This is a genomic window from Paenibacillus lacisoli (genome assembly GCF_030580655.1).
Classification (GTDB): Bacteria; Bacillota; Bacilli; order Paenibacillales; family Paenibacillaceae; genus Paenibacillus; species Paenibacillus lacisoli.
In genome coordinates this window covers 42,280-55,951 of the sequence record NZ_JAUQTB010000001.1, presented here as the reverse complement: position 1 = coordinate 55,951, position 13,672 = coordinate 42,280, and the positions used below count along the sequence as shown (strand labels likewise).

The 13,672-nt window shown below is 47.3% G+C and carries 12 protein-coding genes; all 12 read left to right on the top strand.

The features are described 5' to 3' along the window. Window positions 1–55: 55 nt before the first annotated feature. On the top strand, window positions 56–2,266 hold the full coding sequence (locus Q5741_RS00280; RefSeq protein WP_305022042.1) for a bifunctional alpha,alpha-trehalose-phosphate synthase (UDP-forming)/trehalose-phosphatase: 2,211 nt from the start codon (window positions 56–58) through the stop codon (window positions 2,264–2,266). A 38-nt stretch (window positions 2,267–2,304) separates the two neighbouring features. After that, window positions 2,305–3,177: a UTP--glucose-1-phosphate uridylyltransferase GalU gene (gene galU, locus Q5741_RS00275; RefSeq protein WP_305022041.1), complete on the top strand. Its 873-nt coding sequence runs from the start codon at window positions 2,305–2,307 to the stop codon at window positions 3,175–3,177. 231 nt (window positions 3,178–3,408) lie between these two features. After that, entirely contained in the window at window positions 3,409–4,101 is a 693-nt protein-coding gene (locus Q5741_RS00270) for a DUF554 domain-containing protein (RefSeq protein WP_305022040.1), read from the top strand. Window positions 4,102–4,187: 86 nt separating this feature from the next. Next, window positions 4,188–4,829 (top strand): sporulation-specific diadenylate cyclase CdaS, encoded by a 642-nt coding sequence (gene cdaS, locus Q5741_RS00265; RefSeq protein WP_305022039.1) that lies wholly within the window; start codon window positions 4,188–4,190, stop codon window positions 4,827–4,829. Window positions 4,830–4,993: 164 nt separating this feature from the next. Next, entirely contained in the window at window positions 4,994–6,073 is a 1,080-nt protein-coding gene (locus tag Q5741_RS00260) for a mechanosensitive ion channel family protein (RefSeq protein WP_305022038.1), read from the top strand. Window positions 6,074–6,187: 114 nt separating this feature from the next. Then, complete coding sequence (locus Q5741_RS00255) at window positions 6,188–6,805, top strand: DUF1349 domain-containing protein (RefSeq protein ID WP_305022037.1); 618 nt, start codon at window positions 6,188–6,190, stop codon at window positions 6,803–6,805. Between the two features lie 197 nt (window positions 6,806–7,002). Continuing rightward, entirely contained in the window at window positions 7,003–8,049 is a 1,047-nt protein-coding gene (locus Q5741_RS00250) for a fatty acid desaturase (protein ID WP_305022036.1), read from the top strand. Window positions 8,050–8,185: 136 nt separating this feature from the next. Beyond that, window positions 8,186–9,307: a sensor histidine kinase gene (locus Q5741_RS00245; protein ID WP_305022035.1), complete on the top strand. Its 1,122-nt coding sequence runs from the start codon at window positions 8,186–8,188 to the stop codon at window positions 9,305–9,307. Window positions 9,308–9,352: 45 nt separating this feature from the next. Then, entirely contained in the window at window positions 9,353–9,961 is a 609-nt protein-coding gene (locus tag Q5741_RS00240; RefSeq protein ID WP_305022034.1) for a response regulator transcription factor, read from the top strand. A gap of 146 nt (window positions 9,962–10,107) precedes the next feature. After that, on the top strand, window positions 10,108–10,968 hold the full coding sequence (locus Q5741_RS00235) for an MSCRAMM family protein (RefSeq protein WP_305022033.1): 861 nt from the start codon (window positions 10,108–10,110) through the stop codon (window positions 10,966–10,968). Window positions 10,969–11,505: 537 nt separating this feature from the next. Then, complete coding sequence (locus tag Q5741_RS00230; protein ID WP_305022032.1) at window positions 11,506–12,267, top strand: S-layer homology domain-containing protein; 762 nt, start codon at window positions 11,506–11,508, stop codon at window positions 12,265–12,267. 202 nt (window positions 12,268–12,469) lie between these two features. Further along, window positions 12,470–13,669, top strand: a complete 1,200-nt coding sequence (locus Q5741_RS00225) for a GTP-binding protein (protein WP_305022031.1) — start codon at window positions 12,470–12,472, stop codon at window positions 13,667–13,669. Window positions 13,670–13,672 lie beyond the last annotated feature (3 nt).

Below are 13,672 nucleotides of genomic sequence, written 5' to 3'. Positions count from 1 at the left end.
TGAGGTTCCTGCGGGGACATAATGTTTATTACGTGTCGGAAAGGAGCAACACAACATGGGTAAATTAATTTTTGTTTCCAACCGATTGCCTGTCACCGTGAAGAAGAATGAGACGGACATCGAATATAACAAGAGCATTGGAGGACTTGCAACCGGGCTCAAAAGCTACCACGAACAAGGAAACAGCGTATGGGCAGGCTGGCCAGGAATTTCGGAGGATGTGCTGCAGGATGAGGAACAGAACACGATTTCTGCCAAGCTGCAGGATGATTACAATTGTTTGCCCATTTTCCTCTCCGAAGAAGATATCGAGCTTTATTATCATGGGTTCAGCAATGAAACCATCTGGCCGTTATTTCATTACTTTACAAGCAATACTCAATATAATCAGGATACCTGGGAAGCATATAAACGGGTGAATCAAAAGTTTTTTGATACCCTGGATGCTGTTATTGAACCGGACGATACAATATGGATTCATGATTACCAGTTAATGCTGCTGCCGCAGATGATTAGGGAAAAATACCCGAATGCGCAAATCGGTTTCTTCCTACATATTCCGTTTCCATCGTATGAGATCTTCCGTCTGCTGATCTGGCGTGAAGAGATCCTGCAAGGTCTGCTCGGCGCCAATCTCATCGGGTTTCACACCTTCGACTATGTACGCCACTTCCTGAGCAGTGTACGTCGTCTGCTGGGCATTGAGAACAATATGTACAAGCTCAATTACGAGACGCACACCGTGCGTGTCGACGCCTTCCCGATGGGGATTGATTATGACTATTTCTTCAAATCCGATCCGGAAGACAAGCTCTCCGATGAGCTGCGTGATTTCATTGCTAATACCGGGGACGTGCAGAACATTATCTCGATAGACCGTCTGGATTATACGAAAGGGATTCCTGACCGCATCAAGGCTTTCAAACGTTTCCTGAAGGAATACCCGGAGTACCACGAGAAAGTGCGCTTAAATCTCATTGTAGCTCCTTCACGCGTTGAGGTAGAGACCTATGACAATTTGAAAAAACAAATCGAGGTATTGGTCAGCCAGGTGAATGGTGAGTTTGGCACCGTCAACTGGATGCCGATCTGGTTCTTCTTCCGCTCCTTCAGCCAGGATGATCTGATTACCTTCTACCGTCACAGTGATGTCCTGCTGGTTACACCGCTGCGGGATGGAATGAACCTGGTAGCCAAAGAATATATCGCCTCCCGGAATGACTACAAGGGCATGCTGGTCATGAGTGAGACGGCCGGAGCGGCCAGTGAGCTGGGTGAGGCAGTTATCGTTAATGCCAATAATCATCGGGAGATCGCCAATGGAATCAAGGCTGCATTGGATATGCCGGATGCAGAGAAGATCGAGCGCAACAAAATGATGCATCGCCGTTTATCACGCTACAACGTTAAATTCTGGGCGGACGAATTCATTACGGCTCTCAAAAACACCGATTCCGAGCAGATCGAGGATAAACCGGTTCTGAAGCTGAATGAAGGGTCTGAACTTGAGCTGGCCTATAAACAGGCTGAACAGCGTCTGCTGCTGCTGGATTATGATGGTACACTGGTTGGCTTCAAGCCTACACCGGATCAGGCCAAACCGGATGCTGAGCTGAGAAGTCTCCTTACCGACGTAACCCGTGATCCGAACAATACAGTCGTTATTATCACCGGTCGTGACCGGGATACGATCGAGAATTGGCTGGGGGACCTGAATCTGTATATCATTGCTTCGCATGGTTTGTGGTTCCGTGAGCCGGATGGTGACTGGATCAAGACCATAAATGTAGATAATGAGTGGAAAGAAACGATACGGCACATTCTAGAAATGTATACGGACCGCATGCCAGGCTCACTGATTGAGGAGAAGGAATTCTCTTTGGCATGGCACTACAGACAATGTGAACCTGACGTTGTCGGGTTAAAACGTGACGAACTGCGCGACGCGCTTCTCTCTATTACACAGTCCATGAGTCTTGGCGTACTGGAAGGCAACAAGGTTCTTGAGGTCAAAGACGGACGGATTAACAAGGGTCAAGGTGTGCATTTGCTAACCCGTGATCATAACTACGATTTCATTCTGGGGGCAGGAGATGACCATACGGACGAGGATCTGTTCGCTGCACTTCCGGAAGAGGCATTTTCCATCAAGATCGGGTCTGCGAATACCTTGGCGAAATACCGTCTCAAATCCTTCAGAGAAATGCGTACGCTGCTCCGCCGTTTGGCGAAGGCAAGTGAGGAACAGTCCGAGACTGCAAAATAACCTTTCATTCAATGGATACAACTAGAGGAGGAATCATCATGAAAATTCGTAAAGCGATTATTCCGGCAGCGGGTATGGGAACCCGCTTCCTTCCTGCGACCAAAGCGATGCCTAAAGAAATGCTGCCGATTGTGGACAAACCTACGATCCAGTATATCGTCGAGGAAGCCGTGCAATCCGGAATTGAGGACATTATTATCGTAACAGGAAAGAGCAAACGGGCAATTGAGGATCATTTTGACAATTCCTTCGAGCTCGAGCATAACCTGGCTGAGAAGCGCAAATGGGACCTGCTGGACCAGGTGCGAGAAGCTTCCGAAATGGCGGATATTCATTACATCCGTCAAGGAGAGCCGAAGGGGCTGGGACATGCGATCTGGTGTGCCCGCAAATTCATCGGCAATGAACCTTTTGCCGTGATGCTGGGCGATGACATCGTGGAAGCAGAGGTTCCCTGTCTGAAGCAGATGACCGACGTGTTCGACAAGTATCAGTCTTCGGTGATCGGAGTTCAGCCTGTTCCTTGGGAGCAGGTATCCCGCTACGGGCTGGTCGATGGTGAAAAGCTGTCCGAACGCGCCTTCAAAGCCAGACGTTTTGTCGAGAAACCCAAGCGTGAGGATGCGCCTTCAAACATGGCCATTCTCGGACGGTATATCCTTACACCGCGGATCTTTGACATCCTTGGCGAGATGCCGGCAGGGGTAGGAGGCGAAATTCAGCTGACAGATGCCCTGGAGCAGCTGGGCCAAGAAGAAGAGATGATTGCTTACAACTTTGAGGGCCACCGTCATGATGTGGGAGAAAAGCTGGGTTTCATTGAAACGTCCATCCACTATGCACTGCAGAACGATGAGATCAAAGACGATCTTATGGCGTATCTGCAAAAGATTGTGCATCCGGCCCAATAAGCTCTCTGCGGTTTGGACAGATATTCTGAATTTAGCTCGTTTAAAGTTAACAGCCGGTACTGTTCCTGCTCATGCAGGTTCAGTACCGGCTGTTTTTTTTCGAAAACGGTTACCTGATCATTATTCGTTGACTATCCTCCGTTTGCTTCTATAATGTGATAGGGGACATGAAGTCTTGCAAAATCAGCAGCCTAGAGCGAGCAGAAAGAAACGGATAGGTGAATCGGTAGTATGGTTTTATTAGGAGCTTTGGTTAATGGAGTCTCGGTCATCGTGGGCAGTCTTCTTGGAAGAATGCTGCAAAGGATACCAGACAGTCTGAAAGATACCATCATGAAGGCTATGGGCTTGGCCATAATCATTCTTGGTATTCAGATGGGGATGAAAAGCGAGCATTATCTGCTCGTCATTATTAGTCTCGTAGTTGGAGGTATAGCTGGGGAGGTAATCGCTATAGATCATCGTCTGAACCAGCTCGGCAGCTGGATCGAATCCAAGGCGGGCAGTTCCCAAGGGAATGGTATATCACAAGGATTCGTAACAGCAACTTTAGTTTTTGTTATAGGTGCCATGGCGATTGTTGGCTCTCTTGACAGCGGAATTCGCGGCAATCATGATGTGCTGTTCACCAAATCCATTATGGACGGCGTAATTGCTGCCATTCTGGCAACGACTTTGGGAATTGGCGTACTGCTCTCCTTCGTGCCTGTTGTTCTGTATGAGGGTGGAATTGCCTTGTTTGCTACCCAAGTTCATCGCTTTGTGCCAGATGAATTGATGAACCAGTCGATTAACGAAATGACTTCGGTAGGCGGCATTATGATTTTGGGGATCGGAACTAATCTTCTGGGAATTACCCGGATTAAAATAGCTAACCTCATTCCGGCAATACTGGTAATTGTCATCATCATGTATCTGATGTAGAAATCGTGTGAATGGATAACCGCGAGAGAGCAGGGACATGATAATATCGTATGATTACATATCCCACTTGAGCAGCGAGGTGCACCATGTCCAGAAATTGCGATGCCGGTCCGGTCAAAAGTCAACTGAAACAGCAGCTGGAGCAGGTCACCCGCCAAATCCAGCATTTATCGTCAGTTATTGATCATGAAGGGGAATGTCACCTGGCTGATTTTGAACACATTGGTGATGCATACCGGAAGGCGGAATCGTTGGCCGCATCTTTTTACCTGCAGTGCTATTTGTCTGCTTTTACATCCCATTATGAAGTGTTGTCTATTTCTTTGCAGCATCTGATGGACCGGCGGCATGGTGCACTGATCGTCATCCAGAGAAAGGACCCGCTGGAGAGCCTGATCCATTCAGGTATTCCTCTTGGTGCTCTTGTTTCCTATTCTTTGCTGGAAGCCATCTTTTATCCAGGTAACCCGCTGCATGACGGTGCTATTCTCATTAAGGAAGATGTTATTGTCTCTGCAGCTAACGTGCTGCCCCTGTCTTCCCTGGTCATTCATGACAAAAAAATCGGCACCCGTCACAGAGCAGCATTGGGATTGACCGAGAAATCGGACGCTGTTGTGCTGGTTGTGTCCGAAGAGACAGGGAAAGCCTCTTTTGCCTATAAAGGTGCTCTTCATCCCATCAGTCATCTTGAGCATACGCTTCTGCCTGAAACACCCACGGTATAAAGCTACAAATAGCAGGTAACACAAAGCTCCTGAATTCAGGAGCTTTTTTGACTTTTCTTGCCGTTTACCGCCTATGCATGCATCATTAAATGGATCCCTGTCTTAGACACACCTTCTGTGCTTATGATACAATATACCCTTAGTTTTTTTGAGGGGTTGATAGAATGCAGGATTGGATTGACTACGTGATCACGCTTGGATGGACCAGAATTGGAGTGGCTGCAGGAATACTTCTCATGGGAGTCATCCTCGCTAGGGTGTTAAGCCGCTATGGCGCCGCCGTCATTCGCCACCGCTGGCTTGCACATCCAACCATATCCAGCTGGAGCTATGCTTTTGAGAAACCGGTACGTGCACTCATCATCGTGCTGAGTTTATACCTGGCCATCTATACTCTTTCGGATTCCTCATGGGCCGGACTTCGGATACTAGGGAAGTTATTCCGTTCGACGGGTGTAATCTTGATGAGCTGGGGGTTTTACCGTTTGTCGGCATCCTCGTCCCTCTTACTGGAGTCAATCAGTAGACGAATCGGGCTGGATGAATCCAGTATGCTGATCCCCTTCCTATCCAAGACGATCCGGGTTGTGATGATCATCATCTCGGTAACGGTTGTAGGAGCAGAATGGGGCTTTCAATTTAACGGGTTGATCGCAGGCATGGGTCTGGGAAGCCTGGCCGTGGCACTGGCAGCGAAGGAAACCTTAAGCAACATTCTGGCAGGCATTGTGATCATCACGGAGAAGCCATTCTCCAAAGGAGATTGGATAATGACTCCAAGTGTTGAAGGAATTGTTGAGGATATTACATTCCGCAGCTCACGGATTCGCACCTTTGCGGACTCACTTGTGACGGTGCCCAATGCTACCATTGCTGATCAGCCCATAACCAACTGGAGTAAAATGGGCAAGCGACGCATAAATTTTACCCTCCATGTTGAGTTGAAAACGGACCCGGTCCGGCTGCAGACGGCAGTAGAACGGCTGGAAGCCGCCCTGCAGGATGATCCAAGAGTGGCACCTGGACTGTTAATGGTACGGTTCAACGAATTCAGAGAAAGTGGACTGGGCATCTTTTTTTATTTTTTCACCAATACAACCGTTTGGGCCGAACACCTGACAGCCAGACAGGAGCTCAACTTCATGATTATGCGTATTCTGGATGAAGAAGGAGTCCGGCTTGCTTATCCGGCACAGCGTATCTTGATTGAAGAAGAGAAGGCATTCGTCGGTTCGGCTGTCTGAATCTGAATCATAGTAAAAAGTAACTCAAGAATGACGCCATGAAGCACACCTTTGCAGGGTGTGTTTTTTGTATGCGATAATGGATCTGGAATCATAATGAAGGAGTGTATGAACATGGAAAACATAGTGAATTGGCAAAAAGGGACGTGGACCGTTCAACCCGAGAAAGTTGAACTTACAGAAGACGGTATGATTGTCCAAGCTGCAGAAGGAAGTGACTATTGGGAGGAAACGATGTACGGCTTCAAGCACGACAATGGCCATGCCCTGTTAAGCTCATGGGAAGATAACTCAGCTGTAGAAGTGTCCTTCAAGCTGGATACGTTCACCGAATTATACGACCAGGCAGGATTAATGCTATGGAAAGGCACGCAGCAGTGGATCAAGGCAGGCATCGAGATCAATGACGGTCAGCCTAACCTGGCTGTAGTGGTTACGAACGGGTGCTCAGATTGGTCATTGTCCCCAGTACCGGACTGGAAGGGTCAGCAGGTGACCATACGGGCTTCGCAGATGAATGATGCTGTTATTATTCGTGCTGCTGGCGAGGATGGGCATTGGAGAACGATCCGTGTAGCCCGTTTTACCCGTGAGCCTGGCAGACAGGCAGGGCCTTTCACCTGCGGACCGACAAGAGCCGGACTCCGGGTCTTGTTCACCCGCTGGGTACATACGGCACCTGACAAGGATATTCATGAAGATCCTCCATTCCTCGCAACCGCTCACAAATGAGAGCGTCCTCATACATTGATAGGCGGTCGAGCGTATCTCGATTGCTTATCGATGTAAACGATGATCCATGACATTTGTCATACTCCTCACTTGACGTTTATGACTTCTGAATACGGGGTGAAACCTCTAAAATCAGAAGTAGAATCGCGTGGGAACCGGCAGATGAGCCGGAACGTCACAGTGAAGGAGAGTTCAACATGACCACCCCGAATCCGCTTCACCTCAAAAAAGAAGTTGCCCCATTCGAAAAAACGAATCTGAAATCAAGTATCATCCAGATGGTAAATACCATAGTGCCACTGATTGCACTATGGGCCGCGGCTTATTTCGCCTTGTCTGTGTCCTTTTGGCTGGCACTGCCGCTTACGATAGTTGCCGCTGGTTTTGTTATCCGCACGTTTATTATCTTCCACGATTGCTGTCACGGTTCGTTCTTCAAGAGCCGGCGCGCTAACGATATCATAGGCACATTAACAGGTGTCATTACGCTCACTCCCTATATGCAGTGGAAATACAGCCACTCTGTTCACCATGCTACCAGCAGCAATCTGGATAAACGCGGAACCGGTGATATCTGGATCATGACGGTTGACGAGTATACAGAGGCACCTTGGTACGTAAAGCTCGGTTACCGCTTTTATCGTAATCCGTTTGTATTGTTTGGTCTTGGACCGATTGCCGTCTTTCTGATTCAATACCGTTTTAATCGGAGAGGGGCCAAACGCAAGGAACGGACGAATGTGTATGTTACGAACCTCTTCATTGTTCTTCTTTATACTGCCCTTTGTCTTCTGGTAGGTTGGAAAGCATTTCTGCTCATCCAATTACCCGTCTTCTATACGGCAAGCATGCTGGGAATCTGGTTGTTCTATGTTCAGCATACCTTTGAGGATTCTTATTTTGAAAATGAGGAAGAGTGGTCTTATGTTCAGGCTGCAGTAGAAGGAAGTTCTTACTACAAGCTTCCCAAAATGCTGCAATGGATGACCGGGAATATCGGCTTTCATCATGTTCATCATTTGAGCCCTCGGGTACCGAATTATTATCTCGAGGATGCACATGAGGCGACTCCGCCGCTGCAAAAAGCGACGACGATCACCATCACTTCAAGTTTCAAAGCCATCTCATTTCGTCTGTGGGATGAGCAAACCAAATCATTTATGAGTTTTTATTCCTACAGAAAGCTGCAGAAAAACTCGCAAATCAACACGAATAGACTGAAACAGCAGCAAAAAGGTGCCTGACCCAGGTCGTTAAGAATCAGCTAAAGGAATGAAATCCATCGCTGTAGAGGATATACTGGTAGTAACGCTTTTCCCAGCTCATCAAGATGTTTGGGATAAATGAAAACCGATTTTCTCAGATGGCAAAGGTGAACGAATGAATAAATGGCAGGATATCTTTCGCAGAAACACAGGCATGAATCTGTATGTATGGCTGGTTTGTTTTATATTGCCTTTTTACTTTATCATCGGATCATTCTCCAAGGGTCATGTCGTATTCGGTGTGCTGGTCGTTATTATTTTCTTCAGTTCGAATCTGCTCTCCTTGATTTTCAAGGGGTGGCAGACCTACCTGTGGTACGGAGTGCAGATTAGCATCTCCGCTCTTATGGGTGTGTTGTTCGGATTTGTGTACTTCTCGTTGTTTCTGGCCTTCTTTATCGGGAATATTCAGAATAAAGCAGGCTTTATCACACTTTATACCGTACATCTGGTCAGTACACTAGGTATGATCTACTACAGCCTTTTTACAAATAATGAAGTCGTTATTACCCAGCTGCCATTTGTACTCATCAGTCTGATCGCAGTTATTCTGGTTCCTGTCAATACGCATAACAAAAATAAACAGGATCAGCTGCAGGGCCAGCTGGAGCATGCTAATAAGCGGATCTCCGAGCTGGTGAAGCTGGAAGAACGACAGCGGATTGCACGTGATCTGCATGACACGCTCGGCCAGAAGCTTTCTCTGATCGGCTTGAAAAGTGAATTGGCCGGCAAACTGATTACCCGGAATCCCCGCCAGGCCCAGGAAGAGATGCGCGACGTCCGGCAGACCGCACGCACAGCCCTGAAGGAAGTGCGTGAAATGGTTACTCAAATGCGCGGGACGAGGCTGGAGGACGAACTGTTCCGGGTGGAACAGATTTTGAAGGCAGCAGACATCGAATCCGTAATCGTGTGGGAGCATGAACCAAGTGATATATCACTCATGACTGAAAATGTACTGAGCATGTGCCTGAAAGAAGCCGTTACGAATGTCGTCAAGCACAGCGAGGCTACAATATGCAATATTTCGATCCGTCCCAGCCGCACCGAACTTGTCCTGCGGGTAAAAGACAATGGAATTGGCATCCATCTGCAGCAGGGAACCTATCATGGCAATGGGTTAAGGGGAATGCGGGAGCGTCTGGAATTTATCAACGGGAGTATGTCGATCAATTCTTCGCAAGGAACGGATTTAATCATTGTTGTACCGAATGCGGTACAGCGGCAGGTATAATTCAAGCTTCCGGCTTTTAAACTCACCAACAAAGGAGAGCGTGCAATGATTCGAATAATTATAGCTGAGGATCAGCGTATGCTGCTTGGTGCGCTGGCCTCACTGCTCGATCTGGAGGATGATATGGAAGTCATCGGCAGAGCGAGTAATGGCGAGGAGGCCCTGCAGCTGGTTCACAAGCATCAGCCGGACATCTGTATTATGGATATTGAAATGCCGGCCAAGAGCGGTCTGGATGCGGCGGAGGAGATGAAGGGAAACAGCAGCTGTAAAGTGATTATCCTGACGACCTTTGCCCGCAGCGGTTATTTCGAACGTGCACTTAAGGCAGGCGTCAGCGGCTATCTGTTAAAAGACAGTCCGATTGAAGAGCTGGCACAGACGATTCGCAGCGTCATGGCCGGGCGGCGCATCTATGCTTCTGAACTGGTCGATGACGGGTATGGCGAGAAGAATCCTTTGACCGAGCGGGAAAAGGAAGTCCTTGAACTCATCGCAGAAGGCAAGAATACAAAGGAAATTTCCAGTGAGCTTTTTATAACTACCGGCACGGTGCGAAACTATGTATCGGTTATTCTGGACAAGCTGAACGTGAGCAACCGGATCGAAGCCATTAAGCATTTTAAGGAAAAGGGCTGGTTTAAGTCCCATTAATCAATGGGTGCCTTAGCAAGCAACATAAACATATTATGTGTGGAAAGTGTGCGATGAAGCGTACACTTTTTTGTGTTTATGCACCCGTCCAAGCAAAAGGATCACTTACGCATACCGTGATTTGTATACGGTAGGAGGGGGATCCGATGCCAATTTCAGATCGTTATAAATTACAGCAGAGTGCACCTGTTGTGCTGGAAGGCAATAGGGAAGAAAGTGTTAATTTATCGCTTCAAGCACAGCCCGCGGCTTCGGTTGGCCAGATCCAGGGTACTGTAGCTGCGGCTAATGGTTCAAGAATTGAAGGGGCAACTGTCCAGTTATTTAATTCTCAGGGAGCACCGATCCAGCATGTGAACAGCAACCCTCAAGGTCAGTTTGTATTTCCCGATATTCAGGTGGGTTCTTATTTTATTACTGCTTCTGAACCGGGGTACCTTACGCCGCTTCGCACCCCATTAAGTGTCAGTCAGGGTCGCTCAACAACGGTGACCATTACGATGCAGACCGATACGGCTGCGACAACGGGAGCAGTTTTTGGAATCGTCCGTGACAACGCCACGAGCCAGCCCATAAATAATGCTACAGTCAACCTGTTTCAAACAAGCGGTTCAACCATTACCCAGCTCGGTTCCGTTACTTCTAACGCATCCGGACAGTATCTCTTTGCTAATCTGGCCAGCGGTACTTATTATGTTCAGTCCTCTATCTCCGGATATCTCCCTAATCAGAGTGCTCCAGTTGGCATTTCGGGAACCGAATATGCTCCGCTTGACATTAACCTGGCTGCAGATCCAAATGCCAATACAGGAACACTGAGCGGAATTATAACCGATTCATCGAGTGGTGCTGCCGTCCCTGGTGCTCTTGTCGCATTATATGCAATTAATAACGGAGTGGAAAATGTGGTTCAGATTACAAGAGCCAATGAGGGTGGCCTGTATTTGTTCGGTGACCTGGCTGCGGGCACGTATCGAGTTAAAGCTACCGTACAGGTGAATACATGATTAAACAAAGGTCTTTGCTGACCGAGAGTTCGCTTGTGCAGGTTGAGTCAGGTAAAGAACTCTGGCTTCCATTACAGCTAAAATTGAAAAATCGTGATCAACAACCAGCAGCAGTCAAACGCCGGATTCGCTTCGTGATCGGTCTGGATGTCAGGAAAAAGGGGAAGGTCTATCGTAAAAGATTGCAATTCAGTGTTTATCCGGGAGGTCCCATAGATTCTGTGTATTGGAGAAGTAAAGAAAAGACGAAAATTAGGAAGCGCAGCAGAACTCGCTGCAAACCATCGGTAGATGTTAGTCTGAGAGTCTCCATAAGAAGTCAGCGGCGTACTCGTAAAAAATGCTTCAAGGCCAGCTTGTAATTCTTAATTTTAGCCAAAAGGCGAACATCTCTGAATGATCGTCTTTTTGATGCTTTATTCTAAATATTTGATAGAGTAATGTTGCCCTTATTCACCTCATCAGCCTCAGATGCCGATATCATAGTGTGTAGAAGAGTTTTAATATACTAAATCCATATCATAAGGAAGTGAAAGATTGAAAAAATTAATAGGTACTTTTCTTCTGACAACCGCAGTTTTGCTGCCGAGTTCCTCTGCATTTGCGGCAAGTCCATTCTCAGATGTTGAGAACACCAAATATGCCTGGGCTGCAGATGCTGTTCGTTTTATGATGGAGAAAGGAGCCGTTAACGGATACGGGGATGCCTTCAGACCTGACAAGACAATTACGAAAGCAGAATTTGTACATATGTTTCATAAGCTTTTTCCGGAAATTGATTATTCGAAAGGAAAAATTTCGGAGTTTGCAGACGCACGTAGACACTGGGCCCATAACGATTTTGCTGCCGTATTTAATGGAGAATATGTCTGGCCCTTTGCTGAAAAAGTAGGCGGGATTTATCCGAATTATCAATTTTATATTCAGCCCAATAAGCCATTAACACGCTGGGATGTGATGATGATCGCTTCGATTAAGACCGATCGTGCGAATCAGACACTACATCCCGAACTTCAGGAAATTGTGAATGCCGCAGCCCAATACAAGGACATTAAAGTTCGGCCATCCAGTTACTATGATAATTTCTCCGCTTATTATCCGGTCCTTTACATCAATAAGACAGCAGCGGGATACGAATATGACGGCGATTCACAGGGGATGAAGGCGGAAGCGTTCTATACTTTAACCCGGATGGGTGTGATGACGGCTGATCATGGATATCTGCGTCCTGCAGCACTAGTGACCCGTGCAGAGGCAGTCACGATTCTGCAGCGACTGTACGAGGCGAAAGCTCAATGATTGTTTGACAAACTTAGGGTGAGATAACTCTGAAGAAATTTATCTTGCAAAACGTGCTGCTTGGCAGCACGTTTTTTCTATTTTGAATAATACAGCTTGACAAGTCGGATGAGGGAAGAATATAGTTTAAATTGTTAATCGTAAAAATTACTATTAACGAATTGTACAGCCATAAAGCTGCTTAAAATAAGGAGATGAGGATATGGATAATCAATATGCTGTACCTGTAACCGTATTGAGCGGATATTTGGGATCTGGTAAGACCACGGTGTTAAATCACATTCTCCACAATCGGGAAGGCCTTCGAGTGGCTGTCATCGTGAATGATATGAGTGAAGTCAATATCGATGCCTCACTGGTTCGAGGTGAAGGAGCACTGTCCCGCACGGAAGAGAAGCTGGTGGAGATGTCCAACGGCTGTATTTGCTGTACATTACGTGAGGATCTTTTGAGAGAAGTGCAGAACCTTGCTCAAGAAGGGCGATTTGATTATATCCTTATTGAATCCACTGGCATCAGTGAACCTGTGCCGGTAGCCCAAACCTTTACATACGCAGATGAAGAATCAGGGATTGACTTGACGGGAATTGCCAGACTGGATTGTATGGTAACCGTTGTGGATGCGAACCGCTTTTGGCATGATTTTGCTTCAGGACAATGTTTGCTGGACCGGGCAGAAGATGTGGTTGAAGAGGATCTGCGTGATGTCGTTGATCTTCTTATCGACCAAATTGAGACCTGTGACGTACTGCTGTTAAACAAATGTGATCTCGTCGAAGAAAATGAACTTCGCAAGCTTGAACGTGTACTCCGCAAGCTTCAGCCGACAGCCAAGCTGATTCGTACGGTACACGGAGAGATTCATCCTTCGGAGATATTAAACACCGGTTTGTTCGATTTTGAGCGCATCCGTTCATCCGCCGGTTGGATACAGGAGCTTAACAAAGAATCCCATACGCCTGAAACCGAGGAGTATGGTATCGGGTCCTGGGTATACCGCAGACGAAGACCCTTTCACCCGGCTCGCCTTGCAGAATTTATGAATGAATGGCCGGAAGAGGTTGTGCGTGCCAAAGGGTTCGTCTGGCTGGCTGCAGCTGGAGATATTGCTGCAACACTAAGCCAGGCAGGATCCTCCATTCAGTTCGGGCCTGCTGGTTATTGGGTAGCATCTCTGCCTAAGGCTGACCAGGAGTTGATTTTGAAGGAAGAACCCGAAGTCCTGAAGCGTTGGGACCCAGAATGGGGTGACCGGATGACTGAGATCGTCCTGATCGGGATTCAGATGGATCGTGAGCGGCTGGAGCTGTCTCTGGATCAATGTCTGCTGTCGGATGAAGAGATGCCTATGGAATGGAACCACTTTAACAATCCACTCCCATGGCCTGTTCAAACTTCATAATAT

Bases quoted from the DNA above. Each gene is read 5' to 3' on its own strand.
- Q5741_RS00240 (WP_305022034.1), top strand. From the start codon at position 9,353: ATGATTCGAATAATTATAGCTGAGGATCAGCGTATGCTGCTTGGTGCG.
- Q5741_RS00260 (WP_305022038.1), top strand. From the start codon at position 4,994: ATGCAGGATTGGATTGACTACGTGATCACGCTTGGATGGACCAGAATT.
- Q5741_RS00250 (WP_305022036.1), top strand. From the start codon at position 7,003: ATGACCACCCCGAATCCGCTTCACCTCAAAAAAGAAGTTGCCCCATTC.
- Q5741_RS00270 (WP_305022040.1), top strand. From the start codon at position 3,409: ATGGTTTTATTAGGAGCTTTGGTTAATGGAGTCTCGGTCATCGTGGGC.
- Q5741_RS00235 (WP_305022033.1), top strand. From the start codon at position 10,108: ATGCCAATTTCAGATCGTTATAAATTACAGCAGAGTGCACCTGTTGTG.
- Q5741_RS00245 (WP_305022035.1), top strand. From the start codon at position 8,186: ATGAATAAATGGCAGGATATCTTTCGCAGAAACACAGGCATGAATCTG.
- cdaS (WP_305022039.1), top strand. From the start codon at position 4,188: ATGTCCAGAAATTGCGATGCCGGTCCGGTCAAAAGTCAACTGAAACAG.
- galU (WP_305022041.1), top strand. From the start codon at position 2,305: ATGAAAATTCGTAAAGCGATTATTCCGGCAGCGGGTATGGGAACCCGC.
- Q5741_RS00255 (WP_305022037.1), top strand. From the start codon at position 6,188: ATGGAAAACATAGTGAATTGGCAAAAAGGGACGTGGACCGTTCAACCC.
- Q5741_RS00280 (WP_305022042.1), top strand. From the start codon at position 56: ATGGGTAAATTAATTTTTGTTTCCAACCGATTGCCTGTCACCGTGAAG.
- Q5741_RS00225 (WP_305022031.1), top strand. From the start codon at position 12,470: ATGGATAATCAATATGCTGTACCTGTAACCGTATTGAGCGGATATTTG.